The organism is Yersinia sp. SCPM-O-B-9106 (C-191) (genome assembly GCF_026183365.1).
Taxonomy (GTDB): Bacteria; Pseudomonadota; Gammaproteobacteria; order Enterobacterales; family Enterobacteriaceae; genus Yersinia; species Yersinia rochesterensis.
Window position 1 is genome coordinate 3,107,591 of record NZ_CP110791.1, and the last position, 21,358, is coordinate 3,128,948.

Below are 21,358 nucleotides of genomic sequence, written 5' to 3' on the forward strand. Positions count from 1 at the left end.
ATCATTGCAAGGTGAGTTATTGAGTTTATCAATCTCACCCCGTGAGATAACCTTAAGCAAGTGGCTTATTGATATCCGGCAAATCAGGTTTGGTATCCCCCATCGCAGACTTTTCAGATGGTACGGAAGGTAAACCTTGGGCATCAAACGGTCGACTTACTTCCTGAATTTCAGTGCCGTCGGGCTTGTGTAAATACACATCTAACTGATTGAATGCAATATTAATGTTATTCTCACGACATAACTTATCAATCGTGCTATTCAATTCATCCACTGTATAACTACGGTCCCGTAATTCACGTACATACACACGCAACTCATGATCAAGAGTGCTAGCGCCAAAATTAAGGAAGAACACATGAGGTTCAGGGTCCGTCATGACCCGAGGATTTTCATGGGCTGCTTTTAGCAATATTTCTTTTACTTTTGCTAAATCAGAGCCGTACGCAACCCCGACTTTAATAATAATTCGGGTAACGGTATCGGATAGAGACCAGTTGATCAGCCGCTCGGTTACAAAGGCCTTATTCGGAATAATGACTTCTTTACGGTCAAAATCAGTGATCGTCGTGGCACGGATGCGTATTTTGTTAACATTACCCGAGAAGGTGCCGATAGTAATGGTATCGCCGATACGCACAGGCCGTTCGAACAAAATGATCAAACCCGATACAAAGTTGGCAAAAATCTCTTGTAAGCCGAACCCCAAACCAACCGATAGAGCCGCAACCAACCACTGTAGTTTATCCCACGAAACCCCAAGTGAGCTAAGCGCCGTTATCCCACCAATGGCGGTGATCAGATAAGTCAAAATGGTGGTAATGGCGTAAGAAGTCCCCTGGCGCAGTTGTAACCGCGATAAAATCACCACTTCAAGCAAACCTGGCAGGTTGCGCGTCAGAATATAAGCCACCACCAATGCCATCAAAGCCACTAACATATTCCCCAAGGTGACAGACTGCACGACACTCGCCCCCGCCACGGTGGTGGTGTAATGCCACAAAGAGATACTGTCCAGATAGGAGATAACTGTTATCAAATCAGCCCAGATTGCGTAGAAACAGGTGGCAAAAATCAGGAACAAGACCATAGTCGTCAAACGTAATGATTGCTGGTTAATTTGTTCTAATGCCAATGGGGGTTCTTCTACCGGCTCCCCTCCCTCTGCGCCCTCTTTCACCAGATTTTGTCGCCGGGCGATGGCGCGCCGGTAAGCCAAACGCCGCGCTGCAACCCCTAATCCACGAATGGCTGTCAGATAAACGATATTCCACAAAAATAATAAATAGAGACTATCAATCCAGCGGCCAGCCAGTTGCAGTGTGGTGTAGAAATATCCGGCAATCATTAGCCCAATCAATATGATCGGTGTTCCCGCTATTGCCGTCACTATCACTAGTCGTACCGCATGGGAATCTTTCTCACGCCAGCTATCACGGCAGAATGGATAGACGAACAAGGCCAATAGTGCCAATGCAATGACAATAACAACTTGCCCGAGAACATCATCTACCAATCGAAGTGGGCTTTTTTCTCCCAGAGCAGACCAGAAGATAACGGGCAGCAATGCAACGCCCAAACGCACCATTTGACGCCGATAATGCGCACATCGGTCAGCCGCTATCATAAAGTGCCGCTCAGTGATACCACCTGGTGAGAGCATACGATATGTCAGGTCAAACACCAGCCAGAACAGGGCCAAGCGTTGGGAGAAGATCCAGAATAAATCGCTGAGATTGAAGTCTGAACGTAAACACCAATAGCCTACCCCCAAAATAACCAAAGCCCCGGGCAGCACTTTCAGCAAAGTGAGTAAAATGGCTTTAGGTGTGTGCATTTGGCTATCATGCTTTAATTGCCCGACGTCAGAGGCCAATCTATCTAAATATTTATTAATCATGTTGTAGCGTGAGCGGATTACACCCACCACAATCAGCATGGGTATCAGGAATACCAACGACTTAGTTAAACCGGCTAATACGTCATCCCATGATAGGGTAAAGTTAAAACTGCTCAGTTCAGTTTTTAATGCACTCGGCAATGCTTTCAGCCAAGACCAATCCATGGGTTTATTGCTGCTGACCCAAAATATTTGCTGTGTCAGCGTGTGTTGCAGTGACTCATTGACACTCAATAATTGCTGCTGATTAATTTGCAGATTAATCGCCAGTGTCAGTTGGTTACCCAGCTGTTTATTTAACTGGTCCAGTAGTTCACGTCGGATATCGACTATCTGCCCCAACGCGTCTTCTACATCAGGGCTGACTTTCTCTTTACTGTCAGTCATTAGGGCTTGAATATAGTCATCCCCTTGAAATAGCTGGTCACGCTGCTGATTAATTTCAAATTGTTCGAGGCGCAAATCGGCAATACGCGGCCCCATATTGGTAATCAAACCGGACGTCGGCAAATTGAGCTGCTGCTGGTAGAGAATACGAGAAAGCAGCAAACTGCCGCGTAAAACGGTAATTTGTTCCTTTAAATTGCGTTCAGATTGCAGAGCACGATCCAGCCAGTTTTTAACTCTGATATTCTGTTGTACCAGTGTGTTGCCTTCTTTAGTGGCATTAATCAACTGCTGGCTCAACTCTTTATTAATCGCCAATTCACGGCTGACTAATGGGTCATTTTGAATATCAGTAGCATCATCGGGGACTTGCGCTTCTTTGGCTGTTTTCTCTGAAATAATTAACCGTTTTCCGCTTACTACCTCTTGCAGTATTTGGACATTACGCTCCAGTTGGTTAATGTGCGCAGTCGTGTAATCTCGTTGTTTTTGCAGCAAATCTTGTAACGTCGTATTAGCTTCCAGATTTTTACGCTGCAAATCTAGCTGCGCGTTTAGCATGACTTGCTCAGTCAATAGCGCTTGTTGTTGGGTCGGCCGCAAAACTTCTTGCTTCGGAGCCAATCCATTGAGTTGATTGCGAATCTGCATTAAACGCATCGATGCGTTATACATCGCACTTTGCACGCGTTCTGGCTGAGTTTGCAGGGAAATTAGCTGGCTGTTATAAGCTGAGAGGTCTTCTTGGGCAGATTGTAAATCATCCAGTGTCTCATTTAGACGTGATTCCAACTGGCGCAATGAATAGTTTGCCAGGGACTCTAGAGTCAGAGTATCCGCTGAATTATTTTTAAGCGCATCCAGTCCGTCAGTCGCTTGCCGTAGTTTCGCCGGGGCCTGTGCTAATTGTTGTCTAAGTTGACTGGCTTCCTGCTTGGTACGCTCAATAGTATCAAGGTATTCCAGCGTTTTTGTCAGATCCTGTTGCGATAACTTTTCAGCTGGCGACAGTATTTTTTGCTTTGATAATGCATCCAGTTGGCTCAGCACTTCATTGCGTGTCGGCACATCTATATTCATTCCAGCAGCGAAAAGTGACGGCGAAAATAGCAATGCAATTATAAGCAAGATAATCATTGTCCGCAGACGTAGTAAAAACGCGCCTGTTGGCAAAGAAACCGACAAAGAAAATGGTAAAAAATATGGATTGTGAAATCTGCTGCTCATATTTGAACTTCATTTCAACAGAGAGGCTGAAATCCTATCACGTTCAGTCTCGAGTCATAATAAGAAAAGTCTTTCAGAGCGTGAATAGCTGTAATAATGCGGGCAGTTACGCACTTACGACGGAATCAAATGTAACAGCCCGAAATAATGGTTTATTAGAGCATCAATAGGCATTTTTCTTTTACTGCTCAAAACGTCAGAACTTTCTCGGCCGCCAGTGTCCATTGAGCCAGTTCAACCAAAGTCCCAATCTCTACACCATCAACCAAGACTAATTCACTAATACCACGGGCATCCGCACAGGTTTTACATAGTTTAACCGGGACATTTTGTGCCGTAAGGATTTCCAACATCTGTTGTAAGTTATAACCCTCTCGGGGCTGCTGCCCATTAAGACCGGCAATAACGGCATCAGACATTAAAAATAGGCGCAAATCGAGGTTTGTCTGCTGTTCTTTCAATGTAATAGATAAACGCAGCGCGTTAAATAGCGACTCCTGGCCATATGCAGCACCATTGGCAATAACAACCAGTGAACTCGTTTTATCGCTCATATAAACATCTCCAGTTAATCCTATGTCTTTCTTAGCAATGAAACCCCGTGGGTTAGCATCTCCAGATAAGCATCAATTAATATCGGTGCCTCTTGTTTTATATCAAAACTTTCTGGCATAAAAAGCCAGTTCTCCATCAAACCTGTAATATAGGCTCTCATGATAATCGCAGCACGGTGAGTATCAAGATTGACGGAGAGTTGATGAGCATCAATACAGCCTTGCAAAACAGACTCAATTCGCTCATAACTAGCTAAATCAAGAACTTTGCGTGCATCATGGAAAGAGGTCATCTCCCCGACAAATTCACATTTATGGAATATAATTTCCATTAACGCGCGGCGGCGACAATCCTCACTCGTAGAAACAAGCACATGAATGAGTATTTCACGCAGAATACGGAGTGGATTATCAGGATATTTTGCCTGATACTCTAATTCGAGCTGATCGACATTAGACTCTGATAACTCCCAAACTTCGTTAAACAGGTCTACCTTATTCTTGAAGTGCCAGTAAATTGCGCCACGGGTAACTCCCGCAGCGACAGCAATATCAGCAAGTGAAGTACCGGAAACACCGTGCGCAGAAAATTCCCGCACTGCGGCATCTAGAATGTGTTGCCGGGTCTCTTCGGCCTGCTGTTTGGTTTTTCGTGCCATAGTGTTGTTTTTTCGGGGGGGTGTGATTTACATACATTCACGAATGTATGTACCATAGCACGCACATATAATTTACGCAGCAATGGGTTTTAAAGCTTGTGATCCATTGAATGAAATTAAAAATCGGACACTTGAGGTTTATCTATGAGCAAAAACAGAGGGGTAATGCCTCTGGCTGCAATTCTGGTACTTTCAGGCAGCTTAGTACTTATAGGATGTAATGATAAAGATGCGGTGCAAGCCCATGCTCAACAGGCACCTGAAGTCGGCATTGTGACATTGAAAGCAGCGCCACTGAATATCACAACTGAATTGCCTGGCCGTACGTCCGCATTCCGTGTTGCAGAAGTTCGCCCGCAAGTTAGCGGTATTATTCTTAAACGTAACTATGTTGAAGGCAGTGATGTCACCGCCGGAACATCACTTTATCAAATTGATCCAGCAACTTATCAGGCCGCTTATGACAGCGCAAAAGGTGACTTGGCTAAAGCACAAGCTGCCGCTGAAATCGCTCGTCTGACCGTTAATCGTTACAAACCATTGCTCGGCACCAACTACATCAGTAAGCAAGAGTATGACCAAGCGGTGTCTAACTCTATGCAAGCCAATGCTTCCGTTCTGGCAGCAAAAGCAGCGGTAGAAAGTGCCCGTATTAACCTGGCTTATACTCATGTGACCTCGCCAATCAGTGGTCGTACCGGTAAATCTTCAGTGACTGAAGGTGCATTGGTGACCAGTGGCCAGGCAACCGCGTTGACAACAGTCCAACAACTTGACCCGATGTACGTTGATGTTACTCAGTCAAGTGATGAGTTCCTGCGTCTGAAAAAAGAGCTGGCTGATGGCACGCTCAAACAAGAAAACGGTAAAGCTAAAGTTCGCTTGTTACTGGAAAACGGCGCTGAATACGCAGAAACCGGTACGTTGGAATTCTCTGGTGTGACTGTGGATGAAACCACCGGTTCTATCACTATCCGCGCTATCTTCCCTAACCCGAATGAAACGCTGTTACCAGGGATGTTTGTCCGTGCCCGTCTGGATGAAGGTGTCCGCCCTGATGCACTATTAGTGCCTCAACAAGGTGTAACACGTAACCCTCGCGGCGAAGCAACGGCGATGGTCGTTGGAGCTGATGACAAAGTTGAATTGCGTACACTGGTTGCTAATCAAGCCATTGGTAATAAATGGTTGGTGACTGACGGATTGAAAGCAGGCGATCGTCTTATTGTTTCCGGCTTGCAAAAAATCAGACCGGGTGTGCAGGTAAGAGTGCAGGAAGTTACTGACCCGGCGCAAAAAGCAGCCCCGGCTGATACAGAGAAGAAGTCTTAAAAGGAGCCGGTAATTCATGGCTAAGTTCTTTATAGATCGCCCTATTTTCGCTTGGGTTATCGCTATCATAATCATGTTAGCCGGTACCCTTGCGATAATGAAATTACCTGTTGCGCAATATCCGACCATTGCGCCGCCGGCAATTACAATCTCCGCCAACTATCCTGGCGCCGATGCGACGACTGTGCAGAATACAGTTACGCAGGTTATCGAACAGAACATGAACGGTATCGATAACCTGTTGTACATGTCTTCCAGCAGTGACTCCTCCGGTAACGTTCAGTTGACGTTGACCTTTAACTCCGGCACTGATCCCGATATCGCGCAGGTTCAGGTCCAGAACAAACTGCAATTAGCCATGCCATTACTGCCGCAAGAAGTGCAGCAGCAAGGTGTGAGCGTTGAAAAGTCCAGTAGTAGCTTCCTGATGGTTGCCGGCTTTATTTCTGAAGACGGCACCATGCTGCAAGAAGATATTGCTGACTATGTCGGTTCTAACGTTAAAGACCCGATCAGCCGTACCACGGGGGTAGGTGATGTTCAGTTATTCGGTTCCCAATACGCGATGCGTATCTGGATGGACCCGCATAAACTGAATAACTACGGTTTGACGCCGGTTGATGTTATCAACGCGATCAAAGTACAGAATAACCAGGTTGCCGCAGGGCAATTAGGTGGTACGCCACCAGTGCCGGGTCAAGAACTGAACTCCTCTATTATTGCTCAGACCCGTCTGACCAATGCGGAAGAATTCAGCCAGATCATGCTGAAAGTCAATACTGATGGCTCACAGGTTCGCCTGAAAGATGTGGCTATCGTTCAATTGGGTGCTGAAAGCTATAACATTATTGCTCGTTATAATGGTAAGCCAGCGGCAGGTATCGGTATTAAGCTGGCGACAGGGGCTAACGCCCTGAACACCTCTGCTGCGGTAAAAGCTGAACTGGCAAAATTACAGCCGTTCTTCCCCGCAGGGCTGAAAGTGGTTTACCCGTACGACACCACACCGTTCGTTAAAATCTCCATTAACGAAGTGGTTAAGACGCTGGTCGAAGCTATCATCCTGGTGTTCTTGGTGATGTATCTGTTCTTGCAAAACTTCCGCGCAACGTTGATTCCAACCATTGCGGTACCGGTCGTATTGCTGGGGACGTTCGCCATTCTTTCCGCCTTTGGCTATTCGATAAACACTCTTACGATGTTCGGGATGGTGTTGGCGATAGGGCTATTGGTGGATGATGCCATCGTCGTCGTCGAGAACGTCGAACGTGTGATGCAAGAGGAAGGGCTACCGCCGAAAGAAGCCACTAAGAAATCCATGGAGCAAATCCAGGGTGCATTGGTGGGGATCGCGTTGGTGCTTTCTGCCGTATTTGTTCCGATGGCCTTCTTCGGCGGCGCAACCGGGGCGATTTATCGTCAGTTCTCTATTACCATCGTTTCGGCCATGGTGCTCTCGGTTCTGGTAGCATTAATTCTGACCCCAGCACTGTGCGCCACCATGTTGAAACCTATCGCTAAAGGCGAACATGGCCCGAAAACCGGCTTCTTTGGTTGGTTTAACCGCATGTTTGAGAGCAGTACCCACCACTATACCGACAGTGTTGCCAATATCCTGCGCAGCACCGGCCGTTATTTGGTTATCTATCTGGCTATTGTGATTGGTATGGGCGTGTTGTTCCTGCGCTTACCCTCTTCATTCTTGCCGGAAGAAGATCAGGGCGTGTTCCTGACCATGGTACAAATGCCTGCGGGTGCGACCCAAGAACGAACTCAGAAAGTGCTGAATCAGGTTACTGACTATTATCTCGACAAAGAAAAAGACGTGGTTAACTCTGTATTTACGGTTAACGGCTTCGGTTTCAGCGGTCAAGGTCAGAATACCGGTCTGGCATTCGTGAGTTTGAAAAATTGGGATGAACGCCCTGGCGAGCAAAACAAAGTTCCGGCCATTGTGAGTCGTGCTTCTGCTGCTTTCTCGCAAATTAAAGACGGTTTGGTCTTCGCCTTTAACTTGCCGGCGATTGTGGAATTGGGTACCGCTACCGGCTTCGACTTCCAGTTAATTGACCAAGGTAACGTGGGGCATCAGAAGTTAACGGAAGCCCGTAACCAACTGCTTGGTATGGCGGCACAACACCCGGATATGCTGGTGGGTATGCGGCCAAACGGGCTGGAAGATACGCCTCAGTTCAAAGTCGAAGTAGATCAGGAAAAAGCACAAGCGCTGGGCGTGGCAATTTCTGATATCAATACTACCTTGGGTACCGCCATGGGCGGCAGCTATGTAAACGACTTTATCGACCGCGGTCGTGTGAAGAAAGTTTATGTGCAGGCGGATGCTCCATTCCGTATGTTACCGAGTGATATTGATAAGTGGTATGTCCGTAATAATGCAGGTCAGATGGTGTCATTTGCCACCTTCTCCACTGCCAAATGGGAATACGGCTCACCACGACTGGAACGTTATAACGGCTTACCATCCATGGAAATTCTGGGTCAGGCCGCTCCGGGTAAAAGTACCGGTGAAGCTATGGACCTGATGCAAGAATTGGCCGCTAAATTACCAAGCGGCGTGGGTTATGACTGGACGGGCATGTCCTATCAGGAACGTTTGTCGGGTAACCAAGCGCCAGCGCTGTATGCCATCTCGCTGATTGTGGTCTTCTTGTGTCTGGCTGCGTTGTATGAAAGCTGGTCAATTCCATTCTCTGTGATGTTGGTGGTACCACTGGGTGTGGTCGGTGCGTTAATTGCCGCCTCTCTGCGTGGGCTGGAAAATGACGTTTACTTCCAGGTGGGCTTATTGACCACCATTGGGCTATCGGCCAAGAACGCCATCTTGATTGTTGAGTTCGCTAAGGACTTGATGGATAAAGAAGGCAAAGGTTTGGTGGAATCAACCTTAGAAGCAGTGCGTATGCGTCTGCGTCCAATCTTGATGACCTCACTGGCCTTTATCCTTGGGGTTATGCCGCTGGTTATCAGTAGCGGTGCAGGTTCTGGTGCACAGAATGCGGTCGGTACCGGTGTAATGGGCGGTATGATAACCGCGACAGTACTGGCTATCTTCTTTGTTCCGGTGTTCTTCGTGGTGGTTCGCCGCCGCTTTAGCCGGAAAAATGAAGATTTAGAACATGTACATGCGGTTGACCATAAGGTGAAATAAACCTTATTCGCAATAAATAATGTCAGACTAAAAAGGCCGCTCAGTCTAAACTCAGCGGCCTTTTTCTTTGTCATTGGTCTGGCCCTAACATTAAGCCAGTAGAAAACAGGGTATAAATGCCCTCCTTAAAGCAGCCAATTCCGTCAGAGCGTTTATATTGTGATCAATATATCAAATAGTGAGTTGAGCATTTGCAGCCAGACAATAAATTACTATGATATAAATATTCATAAAAATGAAGATAACGAACCAATGGAAACGAGATTGAAAATTTTATATGACGCGCAGGTTATTGATTCTGCGGTCTACAGCGGGATGCTCAAGGTTCTCACTCGTTTGGAACAACACTGGCAATTATCTATTCGTCATCCCCAAGGAGAAATGCTGATTACTCACATGGCCAATGCGCTGATGCGAGCGAGTCAGGGACAGGTTATTCCGGCTATCGACGATGAAATATTAAAAGAGATCGAAACCACAGCAATTTTTGCCAATATCAGAGATATTAATAACGATCTACTCTCACTGTTTGTCTTTGAAGTACCCGATCACGAATTGGGATATTTATTAGCAAACTTATATGGCTTGCATCTGGCCCAACAGATTGAGAGCTAATAATTTAGACATAGATTAAATATTCAAAAAAATGAACAATTAAAATATCATTTTACTCTCAATAATTCGAATTACATGAAAGCAGTCAACGCACATGCAGCTTGAATTATGACGAGTATATTTAGGGATCAAATATGCTACTAAAAGCATTACAAAAACAAAACCCAGCGCTCATAGAAGCGGCGATTTCATTTTGGAAACAAGGAGTTATAAAACCTGACAGTTATGTTATTGATGTTGATCAGGTCAAACAAAATGCGCATTTACTGCTGGAAACAGCAACACGCCATGGCATCACTCTTTATCTGATGAGCAAACAATTTGGCCGAAATCCCCTGCTGTGTAAGCTCCTGCTGGAATGTGGCTATCAAGGTATCGTCGCGGTGGATTTCAAAGAGGCGCGCCAACTCTATCAACATAATTTGCCAGTGGCCCACATCGGCCATTTAGTCCAAATCCCCAGCGGGATGGTAGATGAAGTGGTGTCTCGTCAACCCGAAGTCATTACCGTTTACAGTGTCGCCAAAGCACGAGAAATTGCTGCTGCCGCAGTCCGTCAGAATAAAGAGCAAGCGCTGTTATTAAAAGTTTGCCATCACGATGACCTGATTTACCCAGGGCAAGAGGCAGGGTTCTCACTGGATGAATTACCCAATGTTATCAAAGAAATAAAGACAATTTCTGGTATCCGTTTGGTGGGTGTTACCCATTTCCCTTGCATGCTTTTTGATAGTGAAAAAGGCAAGACATTGCCCAGCCCGAATCTTAATACCCTGATTGAAGCAAAAAGTATTCTTGAGCAGCACGGCATCCAGGTAGAACAGGTCAACGGCCCTTCAGCAACTAGCATTGAAAGCTTGCCACAACTGGCTAAATGGGGTGTCACACACGCCGAACCGGGCCACTCATTGACCGGAACTATGCCCTCTAACCAACAGGGTAACCAGCCCGAACATATTGCCATGCTGTATCTGACAGAGATTTCCCATTGCCATCAAGGTAAAAGTCATTGCTATGGTGGCGGTTACTATCGGCGCGGTCATTTGAATAATGCCCTGGTATATGACCAACAATGGCATGTCAGTAAGGTACTGAATCCAGACAATGCCAGTATCGATTATACAATAGGTCTTACCGAGCCATTCGCCGTCGGCAGCCCTGTGGTGATGTGCTTTCGTACACAGATTTTCGTCACCCGCAGTGACGTGGTTCTGGTCGGCGGGATCCAGTCTGGTCAGCCCACATTACTCGGGATTTATGATAGCCAGGGGAATACTATTCCCACGCCACCGGGCAGGAGGGGTTATGAGTAAGTTTATCGTGCTGGTCATTGACAGCTTTGGCGTAGGGGCCATGCCCGATGTCGCTGAAGTTCGTCCACAGGATATAGAGGCGAATACCTGTGCCCATATTTTGCAGACCTACCCCGAATTGCGTTTACCCAATTTGGAAAAAATAGGGCTAATCAATGCGCTACATATTGGTTCGCCAGATTTTCACGGCAGCGTGATGCAAGATAACCCCGAGGCCAGTTTTGGTGTCGCGCTGTTGCAACATGAGGGTGGAGACACCTTTATGGGCCACCAGGAGATCATGGGCACCCTACCCCGCTCACCTTTAAGCATGCCATTCTCCAGTGTAAAAACGCGTGTGGCTGATGCATTACGCCAGCAGGGTTATCAAGTTGAAGAGCGCAGTGCACCTGATGATAGCAGCAATTTGCAATTTCTATGGGTCAATAACTGCGTCGCAATTGGCGATAATCTTGAAGCAGATTTAGGCCAAGTATTTAATATTTGTGCTAATTTAGATGCTATTAATTTTGAGCAGGTCGAAAAGATAGGTCGGATAGTGCGGGGTTGTGTGGCAGTTAACCGCGTCATTGCCTATGGGGGGGTGCTGATGAATAGCCACGCAATCATCAGCGCAGCTGAAGTTAAGCAACAACATTATATTGGTATTAACAGCCCAAAATCAGGTGTTTACGATAATGGTTTTCAGGTTATTCACCTCGGTTATGGCGTTGACGCCGATGTTCAGGTACCTCATCAGCTTGAAAAAGTGAATATTCCCACAGTGCTGGTGGGTAAAGTCGCTGATATTGTTGCCAACTCAGCAGGGCGAAACTACCAGCAATTGGTTGATTCACAAACCATTCTGGATATTACATTGGAAGAAGTGCAACGTGCAGGTAGTGCTTTCATCTGCACTAATATTCAGGAAACTGACCTGGCGGGCCATGGGCAGGATGTTGCGCGCTATGCAGAATGTCTGCAATTGGTCGATAACATGCTAGGCAGAATAACGGCAGCTATGTTGCCAGGTGATTGCCTGGTCGTGATGGCAGATCACGGCAACGACCCGACAATCGGCCATAGTAAACACACCCGGGAACAGGTGCCGCTGCTGGTCTATCATGCGGGAATGGCGCAATCGCCGCAAAAGGCCATTCGCTTGGGAAGCCGAGAAACAATGTCAGATGTTGGTGCGACAGTCTGTGAGTTTTTTGCGGCAACTGCACCACAAAACGGCCACTCTTTCTGGCGGCAGCTCACTGGCACTAGCAAATAATGGGATATATTCAGGATACTTAAGGGGAAGTAAGAATGCTTAAAATCGCTATTGGTGGGCAACTGAATAAAAACGAAATACGAGATTGTTTAGCTAAATATGGCGCAGATAAAATTTCCTGTGAAATTTTTACTGACATGGATGCCGCCATGAAAGTCAAAAATGGCAGTTTCGACTATTACGTGGGCGCTTGCCAAAGTGGTGCCGGCGGCGCTCTTGCTATGGCTTACGCCCTAATTGGCCGCGATAAGTGCGCCACAATAGCGAATGCTCTGACCCAGCCCTCAGAAGCCAATATCAGCCAATTGATAGATCAAGGTAAAAAAGCATTTGGCTTTACCAATGATCGCGTTGAAAACTCTGTTAAAGCCTTATGCGCCGTTTTATTGGTGGACAAATAACGCTGTGAATATATACAGTAAGCCACTTTGACTGAAAAAGACTGACGCAATTGACAACAATAATAAACAAATTAGCCGGGGGCCTATTGGCCTCGATGGGGTCGTGATATGGAATCGTTTAATTTAGTTAAGATTATTCTTTTCGCTCTAATGGGAGGGTATGCCACTTTTCTTGCCAACAAGTCTATCGCGGTTTATCACGATGGATTGCGGCCTATTATGCCGGAGTTTATGAACGGCAATATGAGCCGAAAAGAGCTGGCGGGTATCTCCTTTGCTATCAGTATTGGGTTCATCACCGGTTTCGCCATGCCAATTACGTTGGCAACGGGGATTATTGTCATTCATATTGTTTTGCTGACAGCGGATATTATTGGTGTATCACTGAATAATACTAAGCTAGCCGTATTAATTGGTACTGTTTATGGGGCGTTAATCACTATCGCGCTGGATGGGCTGATTAAGGGCTTCAGTTATCTACCCGTCAATTTCCTGGATGCCCTCGCGTCAGTAGGCGACCCAATAATTTATGCGTTTGTCGCCTTCCCTGCTATTGCCGTCGGTTATCAATTCGGCAAAAAAGCGGGGTTAATCACCATTATTATCGCCTTCCTGGCCCGTGTTGTGATTGAACGAATTAACCCCGTCACTATTGCGGGTAATGAAGTGGCACTCAGCCCAGAAGGCATTGCGATGCTGTTTGGCATGATTTGCTTACTGTTCTTTGCTTCCCGTGATAAACGCCACGGCGAAGAAATAGAACATAGCTTGTTTGACGACAATATTAAGCGCATTCGGAAAAACGCGATTTATCTACTCCCAATGGCGGCATTAATCACCATCACTGCCCACTACCATTGGATTGCCGGAGAGCCAATTGCAGCAGCATTGCTCGGAAAAGGGCAAATTACCTCAGCAGCTATCGTCGCCATTGTTCAAGCTCTGGCTTTCATGCCACTGATTATCACCACCGCAATGATAAGTGGCGTATATGGCACCAACGGCTGGTGTGACTGGTTCCTCGGCTTAGGCTACCTTGCGCCTAACCCAGTGGTTGCAGGCATACTTGGGGCTGGTGCTATGGGCGTTGAAATTACCAGTCTGAGCCGAATTGGCAAGGCGATGAACCGTTTCCCATCGTTAAAAATGTCCGGTGATAATATTCGTACCGCCATGACGCAAATTCTTGAAATTGCACTTTTGGTGGGCGGGGTTAATGCCGCAAATCAAATCTGGCCCGGCACCGGCATTTTTGTAGTCGTCAGCTTGTATATCCTCAACGAGATTTGTGGCCGCCCGGTCATGAAACTAGCGGCAGGCCCTATCGCAGCTATTATCGTAGGTATTTTGGCGAACATTTTTGCTGTTTTGGGGTTGCACGTGGTCGCTTAATCGCAAGCAAGCACCTCACCCACTTTAAAAAAGTCCGCAAACTTCGGTTTGCGGTTTTTTTTTATTTATTCGGACTTGAAACTCGGACTTGAAAGTGAAAAACGAATGGAGCATAATTATTGTTATAGTATAACATAACAATTGGAGTTTTTATGAAACCTGGCATCCACCCTAATTATCGGACTGTGGTTTTTCACGATACCAGTGCGGACACTTATTTCACCGTTGGGTCAACCATCGCCACATCGCGAACCATTGAACGCGATGGGCAGACCTATCCCTATGTCACACTGGATATCTCCTCGGCATCGCATCCGTATTACACCGGTAAACAAAAAGAGTTTTCAAAAGAAGGCAGCACTGCGCGTTTCCATAAGCGGTTCGGCAGCTTCCTGACGCCAAAAAACAGCTAATTCTGAGAGTTAATTATGCAAGTATTGAGTTCATTGAAATCGGCAAAAAACCGTCATCCCGATTGTAAAATCGTCCGTCGCCGTGGTCGGGTGTATGTTATTTGCAAAAGTAATCCACGTTTTAAAGCCGTTCAGGGAGGTACTCATAAAAAACGGTGATGTTGAATATGTTGCAGTCAAAAGCCCCGTTGCTGCCCAACGGGGCTTTTCTATTTGTCATAAAGGATTAATAACTCAGCCCCTTAGTTTCCCTTGAGGCTGAGAAATTTTCTTCCGATAACTACTTCATGCTACCCACAATAGTGTCCACATTGTGTTTAAAGGCTTGTGTGTAAGTCGCTGCTGGGCCGTCGGCTACAGATAATGCCTCGGGATAAAGCTCTCCGCCAGCTTGTGCGCCACTGGCTTCAGCAATTTGTTTTACTAGCCGAGGATCAGTTTGGTTTTCAATGAAATAGGTTTTTATTTTCTCTTTTTTGATTTGATTAATCAGCGCAGCAACTCCACTGGCACTGGCTTCAGATTCTGTAGAGAAACCAACAGGTGATAAGAAATTAACCCCATATTCCTGACTAAAATAACCAAATGCATCATGGCTGGTTAGAACCTTGCGCTGCCCAGCGGGGATCGCGGCAAACTGCGCCTTGGCATAAGCATCCAATTTCTCCAGTTGTTGAATATATTCCCCCCCGCGCTTACGGAAATAATCTGCATCTTCAGGATCGGCGATAATCAATGCATTCATTACGTTGTTAGCATATTTAATACCATTCGCCATACTGTTCCAGGCATGAGGGTCGGTCACCATTTTGCCCTCTTCATCCATCTTGCGGGTATCAACCCCGGTTGACGCGATGACGACCTGCCCTTTATAACCGGAGGCTGTGATCAGCCGTTCTAACCAGCCTTCCAGCCCTAACCCACTGACAAACACCACATCGGCTTTGGACAATTGCTTACTATTTTTCGGCGTGGGTTCAAAACCATGGGGGTCCCCATTCGGGCCAACTAAGGTCACCACATTGACATGTGAGCCTCCAACCTGTTTGACGATATCACCTAAAATAGAAAAACTGGCGACAGCCTCGACCGTTTTCGCCATTGCCAGCGGACTTGACAGTAGAGCAGCTACCGCCAAACTAATAGGTAAATACTTCATTTAACTCTCCTTTAATGACACGGGGTTCTTAATAAGAAATAGTTCTCAACGGCGCGCAGTAGCTAAAACTCCACCGCGCCTTCCAAATAAAATAGATAAAAAGAAAATCAGACTGGCACTCAGGACAATAGCTGGCCCGGCCGGCAATGAGGCGTAATACGACCACAGTAGCCCGACGAGACTGGCAATCATGCCAATCGCCATGGCAATGCCCAAGGTTTGAGGTAAGTTTTTGGCCCAAAAACGCGCACTGGCGGCGGGGAGCATCATTAGTCCGACTGACATCAGCGTGCCCAGAATTTGAAATCCAGCCACTAAATTAAGCACGACTAATGACAGAAACAGCGCATGAACCACCATCAACCAATGCCCCATACTGACCCGCAGGAAAACAGGATCAAATGACTCCACCACTAGCGCGCGATAAATAGCCGCTAAAGCCAACATAGAGAAAGTGGTTATTACCCCAACCATGGTCATGGCGTTGGCATCAACAGCGAGAATAGAACCGAATAACACATGGAGCAGATCCATACTGGAGCCGCGCAAAGAGACTAGCGTGACCCCTAAAGCCAAAGAACCCAGATAGAAACCGGCAAAACTGGCATCTTCTTTTAACAGTGTTCGGCGGCTCACCCATCCCGACATCATGGCAACCGCCAGCCCGGCAATAAATCCCCCGACGCCCATGGCCACCAGTGACATACCCGAAATCAGGTATCCGATAGCCGCCCCAGGTAATACTGCGTGCGACAGAGCATCACCGACTAAACTCATTCGTCGTAATAATAAGAAAACCCCCAATGGCGCAGAACTGAGTGACAGAGCTAAACACGCGATCAATGCCCGGCGCATAAAGCCAAAATCCAAAAAAGGATCAACAAGTAAATGAAGCAATATCATGGATTGATTGCCCTCAGAGAGTTGGGCGGTGCGGAAAACGGGCAAGATGAACCCTGAGAGTGGTGCCACTGGGCTAAAACCTGATCAGAGGATTGCCAGCAATAGCCTTGAGATGTTAGCCACAATGCATGAGGGAAATGGTCGGCCACCATCGACATATCATGCAGGACAGCAATTATGGTTCTCCCCTCATTATGTAGCTGATGAATAACCTCAAGTAACAACCCGACAGTTTGGCTATCAATACCGGTGAAAGGCTCATCCAACAAAATCAGTTGCGCTTGTTGTACTAAAAGACGAGCAAATAGCACCCGCTGCAATTGTCCACCCGAAAGCTCACCAACCGGCTGGCGAGCCATATCCTGCATTCCGACCGCACTTAATGCCTGTTTGATTCGTTGCCGTGATTGGTGATTAATTCCACCCAATAATCCACTTTGTGGCCAACACCCCATCGCCACTACATCTTGGACAACAATAGGAAACTGCCTGTCTAACTCAGCTTGTTGAGGAAGGTAGGCTATTTGCGGGGATCTCCCGCCAGTAAATGTCACTTTCCCCGCAACAGCTGGTTGTAAGCCCGCCAAAGTTTTAAGTAAAGTGGATTTACCCGCCCCATTGGCTCCAATAATTGCAGTAAGCGAACCTGCGGAAAAACAACCATTAATTGATGGTGTTAGGGCACGGTTTTCATATCCAATCTCAATATTTCTCAAATTTATCATGGCAATACATTCGCCCAATAAATGGCACACCACAACAACACACAAAGTAAGGCAACACCGACAATGCGCTGTAAGGAAGAAAGTGAAAATAACGTCCAGTGCGGTAGCGGGGTAAATCGAGCAGAGAATTTATTCATGTCAGAGAAGAATAAGTGATTAATGATATATTATAACATCACATTACTTAGTCAAATTCAAGTGTGCATCTCTACCATAAATATTTCAAAGGTAACAATTCATGACGGGGTATCGATACAACATCAACAGAGGTGGATAAAAATCCGGTGCTGTTGATAAAATAAGCAGTGCGAACATGCTTAGTTACAGCAAATTAAAGTATTTTTACTAATATCTTACTGGTGAGGGTGGGCATGATTTTGGTACTCTAGCAGCAGAACTCTTCGTTAACGCTCGCAAAACGGTAATTTACACAATAGAAAACCAGCCTTACGGGAGTCCCTCCTCTTGATAAAACCGGCATAGCATTCTAAATTAATAGAAGTAGGCTGAGTTAAGCGTGAGTAATAACCTTAAATATGCAAAACTCTATTTAAGTTTTTTAATTTTATTGTCGAACAGTGTTATTGAATACGACCTTAATAACGTCACTCAATGCTAACTAAGCGGTTTAGTAGATAAATCTCATTAAATTTGAAATTTTTACTTCAAATCATGCGAATAGTTACTGAAAACAGATATCATCGCATTTTTTGTAACAATGGCAGTGTGTTAATGAATTAATCTTGTCACCATGAGCGGACAATTAATGAACAATGAAATAGCTGGGGACTTTTTCTCAGGGCGTTACCCGATTTCATTACTGAGGAATGTTATCAAGAATAACATAGGTGAAATTGAAGAAAGCTTGGTTTCTGGGTTAATGTATTATTCGGAGAATGCCCAGTACACCACTGGTTCATTAGAAATTCTTGATATTATAAATTTGAAAGATAACTATTATTCAATGACTTACTCTTATCAGTGGTATATTTTCAACCCCTGTTTAGATATCAATACTGAAGAGTTGTTAACAAATGCTGTAACATTTATTGTACACCCAGAAAAAATCACTTTTGATATAATTAACAATGACAGACCTTCAACCGCTGATGAATTGTAAGATTAAGTAATAAAGTTGCGCGATGAGCGGAGAAATGATTTATATTTATAGCAAGAAACGTTTATTTACTTTACCGATAAGCTTTTGCATTTATATGATTACCGATCTACTCACATTGTGTTATCAACACCGAATTAAGCGTTTACGGAGGGGATGATATGGATGAGTACTCACCGAAGCGGCATGACATTGCCCAATTGAAGTTTTTATGTGAGAGTTTGTATGATGAAGGCATTGCCACCCTTGGTGACAGCCACCATGGTTGGGTAAATGACCCGACTTCTGCCGTAAATCTACAATTGAATGATTTGATCGAGCATATAGCTTCATTTGTGATGAGTTTTAAAATAAAATACCCAGATGGCGTAGACCTTTCAGAGTTAGTGGAAGAATATTTAGACGATACATATACTCTGTTTAGTAGTTATGGGATCAATGATCCTGAATTGCGTCGCTGGCAAAAAACCAAAGAGCGTTTATTCAGACTTTTCTCAGGAGAATACATCTGTACCCTGATGAAAACTTAAAGAATAGTTTCACTATATTATTTTTATATCGAGAAGAAGATTCACCATGACAAAAACTGACTACCTGATGCGTTTAAGAAAATGTACAACTATTGATACATTAGAACGTGTAATTGAAAAGAATAAGTACGAACTTTCAGATGATGAGCTGGAATTATTTTATTCAGCTGCAGACCATCGCTTAGCTGAGCTCACAATGAATAAACTTTATGATAAAATTCCACCTACTGTGTGGCAACATGTGAAATAGTCTGCTTAACGCTGGTTAAGACACACAACGTTGAGCCGATAATTGTTATCGGCTTCAATGCAGTCAGCGGGTTGTAAGTGTTCAATTTGAGATAAAACACCCAGGTATTGAAGGTTAACTTTAATCCCGCGTTATTGCGCATCTGTGTTTAAATGAAGCGTGTCTAGATGAAGTCATGGGGGTTTATCAGAACATTGAAGTGATGCTGTATTGTTGTGCTATTTAATTTATCAAATCCTCCTGGCCACTAATAATTTAAAAACATTATTAGTTATAGACCAAATCTAAGATGCAAATTAAAAATCTAACTTGCAAATAAATAAGAAAATTCTTGTATTAACTTTCAATAAACGGTCGGTTAGCACTATAGACATAGGGGGGCAAAAAGATTTATCGCTGATAATGATTAGTTGATAACTACTGGTTGATATTGTGCTGGCGAAGAGAGTTGATAAGCCGAATGATTTTGATAATGAATGACTCGCCAAAATTGGTGGAGGCCCTGCCAGCTACATCCCGGCACACACCTCGCCTGCTACGGCTGCTTCCTTCCGGATCTGACCGAGTTCACAAGTTAGTGTTGCGGGAGAACCAACAGGACCTCCATTGACGTTAACGGCTCCTTGTACTCTGGAGCGGTGGGCATTATCGACTATGGACCTCGAAATAGCAAGACAACACGCGCTAACTGATTATTTCTTGCCCAGCATACTTAATCTTCGGGCGAAATCTATTTTCTTGTGGCAAAAAAATCTCTGATGATGTTATTTATTCTCCTCATTCTATTTATATCACTCTCATTTTCTCGATAGCGCCACACTATTTGCTAACACAGATAACCAATAAGAAAGAGGACGCAGTGACATCACCAAGAACTGAGCTATCAAGCCCGGATGACGCTGAAACGCTAAATGACGCAGCAGAGCAAAATCACCCGCCAATAATCGACAGCTTCCGTCAGCGAGTATTTCAGGTTGTGGCGGCGATTCCATTTGGGCAAGTGACCACTTATGGCGATATTGCCCGGTTGATAGGCTCACCCAGAGCTGCGCGGCAAGTTGGCGGCGTTCTGAAACGCTTACCTGAAGGCTCTACATTACCTTGGTATCGGGTGATTAATCGTCACGGGGAGATATCGTTAGTCGGAGAAGATTATCTTAGACAGAAAAATGCATTGCTGGCTGAAGGTATTGAAATAAGTCCCGCTGGGCGTATTGATTTACAGCAATATCGCTGGCGCTACAGTGAGCTTTAGCGCCACAGTTCAAGACACTGCAGCGCATAAAGCGACATGAGAATTACTGTATCGTCCCAGTACCGGTCGTTGTGGCTGTAGGTGCAGTTTCAATTGCAACAGAGGTCACTGGAACCAGTAGCAGATTCGCCTGAGTGCCAGTGCCGTTGTTAATCACTTCTTGAATGGTATCAGTGATAAACAGAAGCTGACCATTACGTGTAATAGCCGCACTTACGATGATACGGGCATTTGGCTGGATCTCAGTTGGGTTAAACGGCAAGGTAAAACTAAACGGAGCCTGTTTACCCTCAGTACGAATTGCTTTCTGAGAAATAACCCGAGTTGGCGCATCAGCCAGTGAAGCATCCGACAGCGTTACCGTGACGATAGCATCAGGTGGCAAAGCAATACGCTCGCGGATATTCACTGTTCCCTGCACAGCAGGTTGAGCAATAGGTGCCGCAGTGGCTCCTGCGGATGCCGGAACGGGAACATCAGCCCCTTTGTGGGCGCACCCCGCTAAACTAACGACCAATGCTGCCCCACCCACTATCTGCCAGAATTTTATTAATTGCCAAGGTTTCATAGGTCGCACTCCTTCTTATTATTAAGATGCCAGCTATTCATATAAGAGCTGGCGTTTAATCAGTGGCTTCAACCACCTAGCAAGCTAATTATAGCACAATCATCTACTCCCTGCCGATTCTCTCCCAATTGAGCCATTTATCAGACTATTCCTTATCAAGCTATCTTCAATCGTACAGCTGTTTCACAGCAATATATTGACGACCGCCCAATGGATTCCGCACACTGTGTA

20 protein-coding genes and 1 other RNA gene are annotated in these 21,358 nt (G+C 45.5%); 13 read left to right on the top strand and 8 right to left on the bottom strand.

Features of this window, described 5'->3' with window-relative positions:
• Positions 1-52: 52 nt before the first annotated feature.
• The 3 genes from mscK to acrR form a co-directional block, all read right to left on the bottom strand.
• Positions 53-3,514 carry a mechanosensitive channel MscK gene (mscK, locus tag OP863_RS14195; RefSeq protein ID WP_038631568.1) on the bottom strand — a complete coding sequence of 1,154 codons (3,462 nt, stop codon included), beginning with the start codon at positions 3,512-3,514 and terminating at the stop codon, positions 53-55.
• Positions 3,515-3,702: 188 nt separating this feature from the next.
• Positions 3,703-4,068, bottom strand: coding sequence for a DsrE/DsrF/TusD sulfur relay family protein (locus tag OP863_RS14200; protein WP_265525439.1), 366 nt, complete (start codon positions 4,066-4,068; stop codon positions 3,703-3,705).
• Between the two features lie 20 nt (positions 4,069-4,088).
• On the bottom strand, positions 4,089-4,727 hold the full coding sequence (gene acrR, locus OP863_RS14205; protein ID WP_038631563.1) for a multidrug efflux transporter transcriptional repressor AcrR: 639 nt from the start codon (positions 4,725-4,727) through the stop codon (positions 4,089-4,091).
• 144 nt (positions 4,728-4,871) lie between these two features.
• On the opposite strand from acrR, the gene acrA reads away from it, so the two are divergent.
• The 9 genes from acrA (at position 4,872) to ykgO (ending at position 14,779) form a co-directional block, all read left to right on the top strand.
• A complete protein-coding gene (gene acrA / locus OP863_RS14210; RefSeq protein ID WP_038631561.1) occupies positions 4,872-6,059 on the top strand; it encodes an efflux RND transporter adaptor subunit AcrA in 1,188 nt (395 codons plus the stop codon).
• A gap of 16 nt (positions 6,060-6,075) precedes the next feature.
• Positions 6,076-9,228 (top strand): efflux RND transporter permease AcrB, encoded by a 3,153-nt coding sequence (gene acrB / locus OP863_RS14215; RefSeq protein WP_145589720.1) that lies wholly within the window; start codon positions 6,076-6,078, stop codon positions 9,226-9,228.
• 252 nt (positions 9,229-9,480) lie between these two features.
• On the top strand, positions 9,481-9,843 hold the full coding sequence (locus OP863_RS14220) for a PRD domain-containing protein (protein WP_145589721.1): 363 nt from the start codon (positions 9,481-9,483) through the stop codon (positions 9,841-9,843).
• A gap of 134 nt (positions 9,844-9,977) precedes the next feature.
• Positions 9,978-11,156, top strand: coding sequence for a YhfX family PLP-dependent enzyme (locus tag OP863_RS14225; protein ID WP_265525440.1), 1,179 nt, complete (start codon positions 9,978-9,980; stop codon positions 11,154-11,156).
• Positions 11,149-12,414, top strand: coding sequence for a phosphopentomutase (locus OP863_RS14230; RefSeq protein ID WP_265525441.1), 1,266 nt, complete (start codon positions 11,149-11,151; stop codon positions 12,412-12,414). The genes OP863_RS14225 and OP863_RS14230 overlap by 8 nt, the downstream gene beginning before the upstream one ends.
• Positions 12,415-12,449: 35 nt before the next feature.
• Positions 12,450-12,815 (top strand): DUF2620 domain-containing protein, encoded by a 366-nt coding sequence (locus OP863_RS14235; protein WP_145509613.1) that lies wholly within the window; start codon positions 12,450-12,452, stop codon positions 12,813-12,815.
• Positions 12,816-12,923: 108 nt separating this feature from the next.
• Positions 12,924-14,207, top strand: coding sequence for a YhfT family protein (locus tag OP863_RS14240; protein WP_038631550.1), 1,284 nt, complete (start codon positions 12,924-12,926; stop codon positions 14,205-14,207).
• A 152-nt stretch (positions 14,208-14,359) separates the two neighbouring features.
• Positions 14,360-14,620 carry a type B 50S ribosomal protein L31 gene (locus OP863_RS14245; protein ID WP_038631547.1) on the top strand — a complete coding sequence of 87 codons (261 nt, stop codon included), beginning with the start codon at positions 14,360-14,362 and terminating at the stop codon, positions 14,618-14,620.
• Between the two features lie 15 nt (positions 14,621-14,635).
• Positions 14,636-14,779 (top strand): type B 50S ribosomal protein L36, encoded by a 144-nt coding sequence (gene ykgO, locus OP863_RS14250; protein ID WP_050113290.1) that lies wholly within the window; start codon positions 14,636-14,638, stop codon positions 14,777-14,779.
• A gap of 121 nt (positions 14,780-14,900) precedes the next feature.
• On the opposite strand, the gene OP863_RS14255 is transcribed toward ykgO, so the two are convergent.
• Genes OP863_RS14255 through OP863_RS14265 form a run of 3 tightly spaced genes read right to left on the bottom strand, consistent with a single transcriptional unit; the run spans position 14,901 to position 17,407 of the window.
• Positions 14,901-15,779, bottom strand: coding sequence for a metal ABC transporter substrate-binding protein (locus OP863_RS14255; RefSeq protein WP_145589724.1), 879 nt, complete (start codon positions 15,777-15,779; stop codon positions 14,901-14,903).
• A gap of 45 nt (positions 15,780-15,824) precedes the next feature.
• Positions 15,825-16,682, bottom strand: a complete 858-nt coding sequence (locus OP863_RS14260; RefSeq protein WP_038631544.1) for a metal ABC transporter permease — start codon at positions 16,680-16,682, stop codon at positions 15,825-15,827.
• Positions 16,679-17,407: a metal ABC transporter ATP-binding protein gene (locus OP863_RS14265; RefSeq protein ID WP_038631543.1), complete on the bottom strand. Its 729-nt coding sequence runs from the start codon at positions 17,405-17,407 to the stop codon at positions 16,679-16,681. The genes OP863_RS14260 and OP863_RS14265 overlap by 4 nt, the downstream gene beginning before the upstream one ends.
• A gap of 766 nt (positions 17,408-18,173) precedes the next feature.
• Between OP863_RS14265 and OP863_RS14270 the strand changes: the two genes are divergently transcribed.
• The 3 genes from OP863_RS14270 (at position 18,174) to ymoA (ending at position 19,304) form a co-directional block, all read left to right on the top strand.
• Positions 18,174-18,527, top strand: coding sequence for a hypothetical protein (locus tag OP863_RS14270; RefSeq protein WP_265525442.1), 354 nt, complete (start codon positions 18,174-18,176; stop codon positions 18,525-18,527).
• 158 nt (positions 18,528-18,685) lie between these two features.
• Positions 18,686-19,054, top strand: coding sequence for an Hha toxicity modulator TomB (gene tomB / locus OP863_RS14275; protein WP_265525443.1), 369 nt, complete (start codon positions 18,686-18,688; stop codon positions 19,052-19,054).
• A gap of 46 nt (positions 19,055-19,100) precedes the next feature.
• On the top strand, positions 19,101-19,304 hold the full coding sequence (gene ymoA, locus OP863_RS14280; RefSeq protein WP_002208622.1) for an expression modulating protein YmoA: 204 nt from the start codon (positions 19,101-19,103) through the stop codon (positions 19,302-19,304).
• A 500-nt stretch (positions 19,305-19,804) separates the two neighbouring features.
• Here ymoA and ffs read toward each other — a convergent pair.
• An RNA gene (gene ffs / locus OP863_RS14285) (signal recognition particle sRNA small type) lies at positions 19,805-19,901 on the bottom strand.
• Positions 19,902-20,163: 262 nt separating this feature from the next.
• Here ffs and OP863_RS14290 point away from each other — a divergent pair.
• A complete protein-coding gene (locus tag OP863_RS14290) occupies positions 20,164-20,559 on the top strand; it encodes an MGMT family protein (RefSeq protein ID WP_271301894.1) in 396 nt (131 codons plus the stop codon).
• Between the two features lie 43 nt (positions 20,560-20,602).
• Here the strand turns inward: OP863_RS14290 and OP863_RS14295 are convergent, their stop codons facing one another.
• Positions 20,603-21,127, bottom strand: a complete 525-nt coding sequence (locus tag OP863_RS14295; protein WP_145589727.1) for a YbaY family lipoprotein — start codon at positions 21,125-21,127, stop codon at positions 20,603-20,605.
• Between the last annotated feature and the right edge of the window lie 231 nt (positions 21,128-21,358).

Bases quoted from the DNA above. Each gene is read 5' to 3' on its own strand.
- OP863_RS14265 (WP_038631543.1), bottom strand. From the start codon at position 17,407: ATGATAAATTTGAGAAATATTGAGATTGGATATGAAAACCGTGCCCTA.
- OP863_RS14235 (WP_145509613.1), top strand. From the start codon at position 12,450: ATGCTTAAAATCGCTATTGGTGGGCAACTGAATAAAAACGAAATACGA.
- OP863_RS14220 (WP_145589721.1), top strand. From the start codon at position 9,481: ATGGAAACGAGATTGAAAATTTTATATGACGCGCAGGTTATTGATTCT.
- acrR (WP_038631563.1), bottom strand. From the start codon at position 4,727: ATGGCACGAAAAACCAAACAGCAGGCCGAAGAGACCCGGCAACACATT.
- OP863_RS14230 (WP_265525441.1), top strand. From the start codon at position 11,149: ATGAGTAAGTTTATCGTGCTGGTCATTGACAGCTTTGGCGTAGGGGCC.
- OP863_RS14295 (WP_145589727.1), bottom strand. From the start codon at position 21,127: ATGAAACCTTGGCAATTAATAAAATTCTGGCAGATAGTGGGTGGGGCA.
- ymoA (WP_002208622.1), top strand. From the start codon at position 19,101: ATGACAAAAACTGACTACCTGATGCGTTTAAGAAAATGTACAACTATT.
- acrB (WP_145589720.1), top strand. From the start codon at position 6,076: ATGGCTAAGTTCTTTATAGATCGCCCTATTTTCGCTTGGGTTATCGCT.
- OP863_RS14255 (WP_145589724.1), bottom strand. From the start codon at position 15,779: ATGAAGTATTTACCTATTAGTTTGGCGGTAGCTGCTCTACTGTCAAGT.
- tomB (WP_265525443.1), top strand. From the start codon at position 18,686: ATGGATGAGTACTCACCGAAGCGGCATGACATTGCCCAATTGAAGTTT.
- OP863_RS14225 (WP_265525440.1), top strand. From the start codon at position 9,978: ATGCTACTAAAAGCATTACAAAAACAAAACCCAGCGCTCATAGAAGCG.
- OP863_RS14270 (WP_265525442.1), top strand. From the start codon at position 18,174: ATGAACAATGAAATAGCTGGGGACTTTTTCTCAGGGCGTTACCCGATT.
- OP863_RS14240 (WP_038631550.1), top strand. From the start codon at position 12,924: ATGGAATCGTTTAATTTAGTTAAGATTATTCTTTTCGCTCTAATGGGA.
- acrA (WP_038631561.1), top strand. From the start codon at position 4,872: ATGAGCAAAAACAGAGGGGTAATGCCTCTGGCTGCAATTCTGGTACTT.
- OP863_RS14200 (WP_265525439.1), bottom strand. From the start codon at position 4,068: ATGAGCGATAAAACGAGTTCACTGGTTGTTATTGCCAATGGTGCTGCA.
- mscK (WP_038631568.1), bottom strand. From the start codon at position 3,514: ATGAGCAGCAGATTTCACAATCCATATTTTTTACCATTTTCTTTGTCG.
- ykgO (WP_050113290.1), top strand. From the start codon at position 14,636: ATGCAAGTATTGAGTTCATTGAAATCGGCAAAAAACCGTCATCCCGAT.
- OP863_RS14245 (WP_038631547.1), top strand. From the start codon at position 14,360: ATGAAACCTGGCATCCACCCTAATTATCGGACTGTGGTTTTTCACGAT.
- OP863_RS14260 (WP_038631544.1), bottom strand. From the start codon at position 16,682: ATGATATTGCTTCATTTACTTGTTGATCCTTTTTTGGATTTTGGCTTT.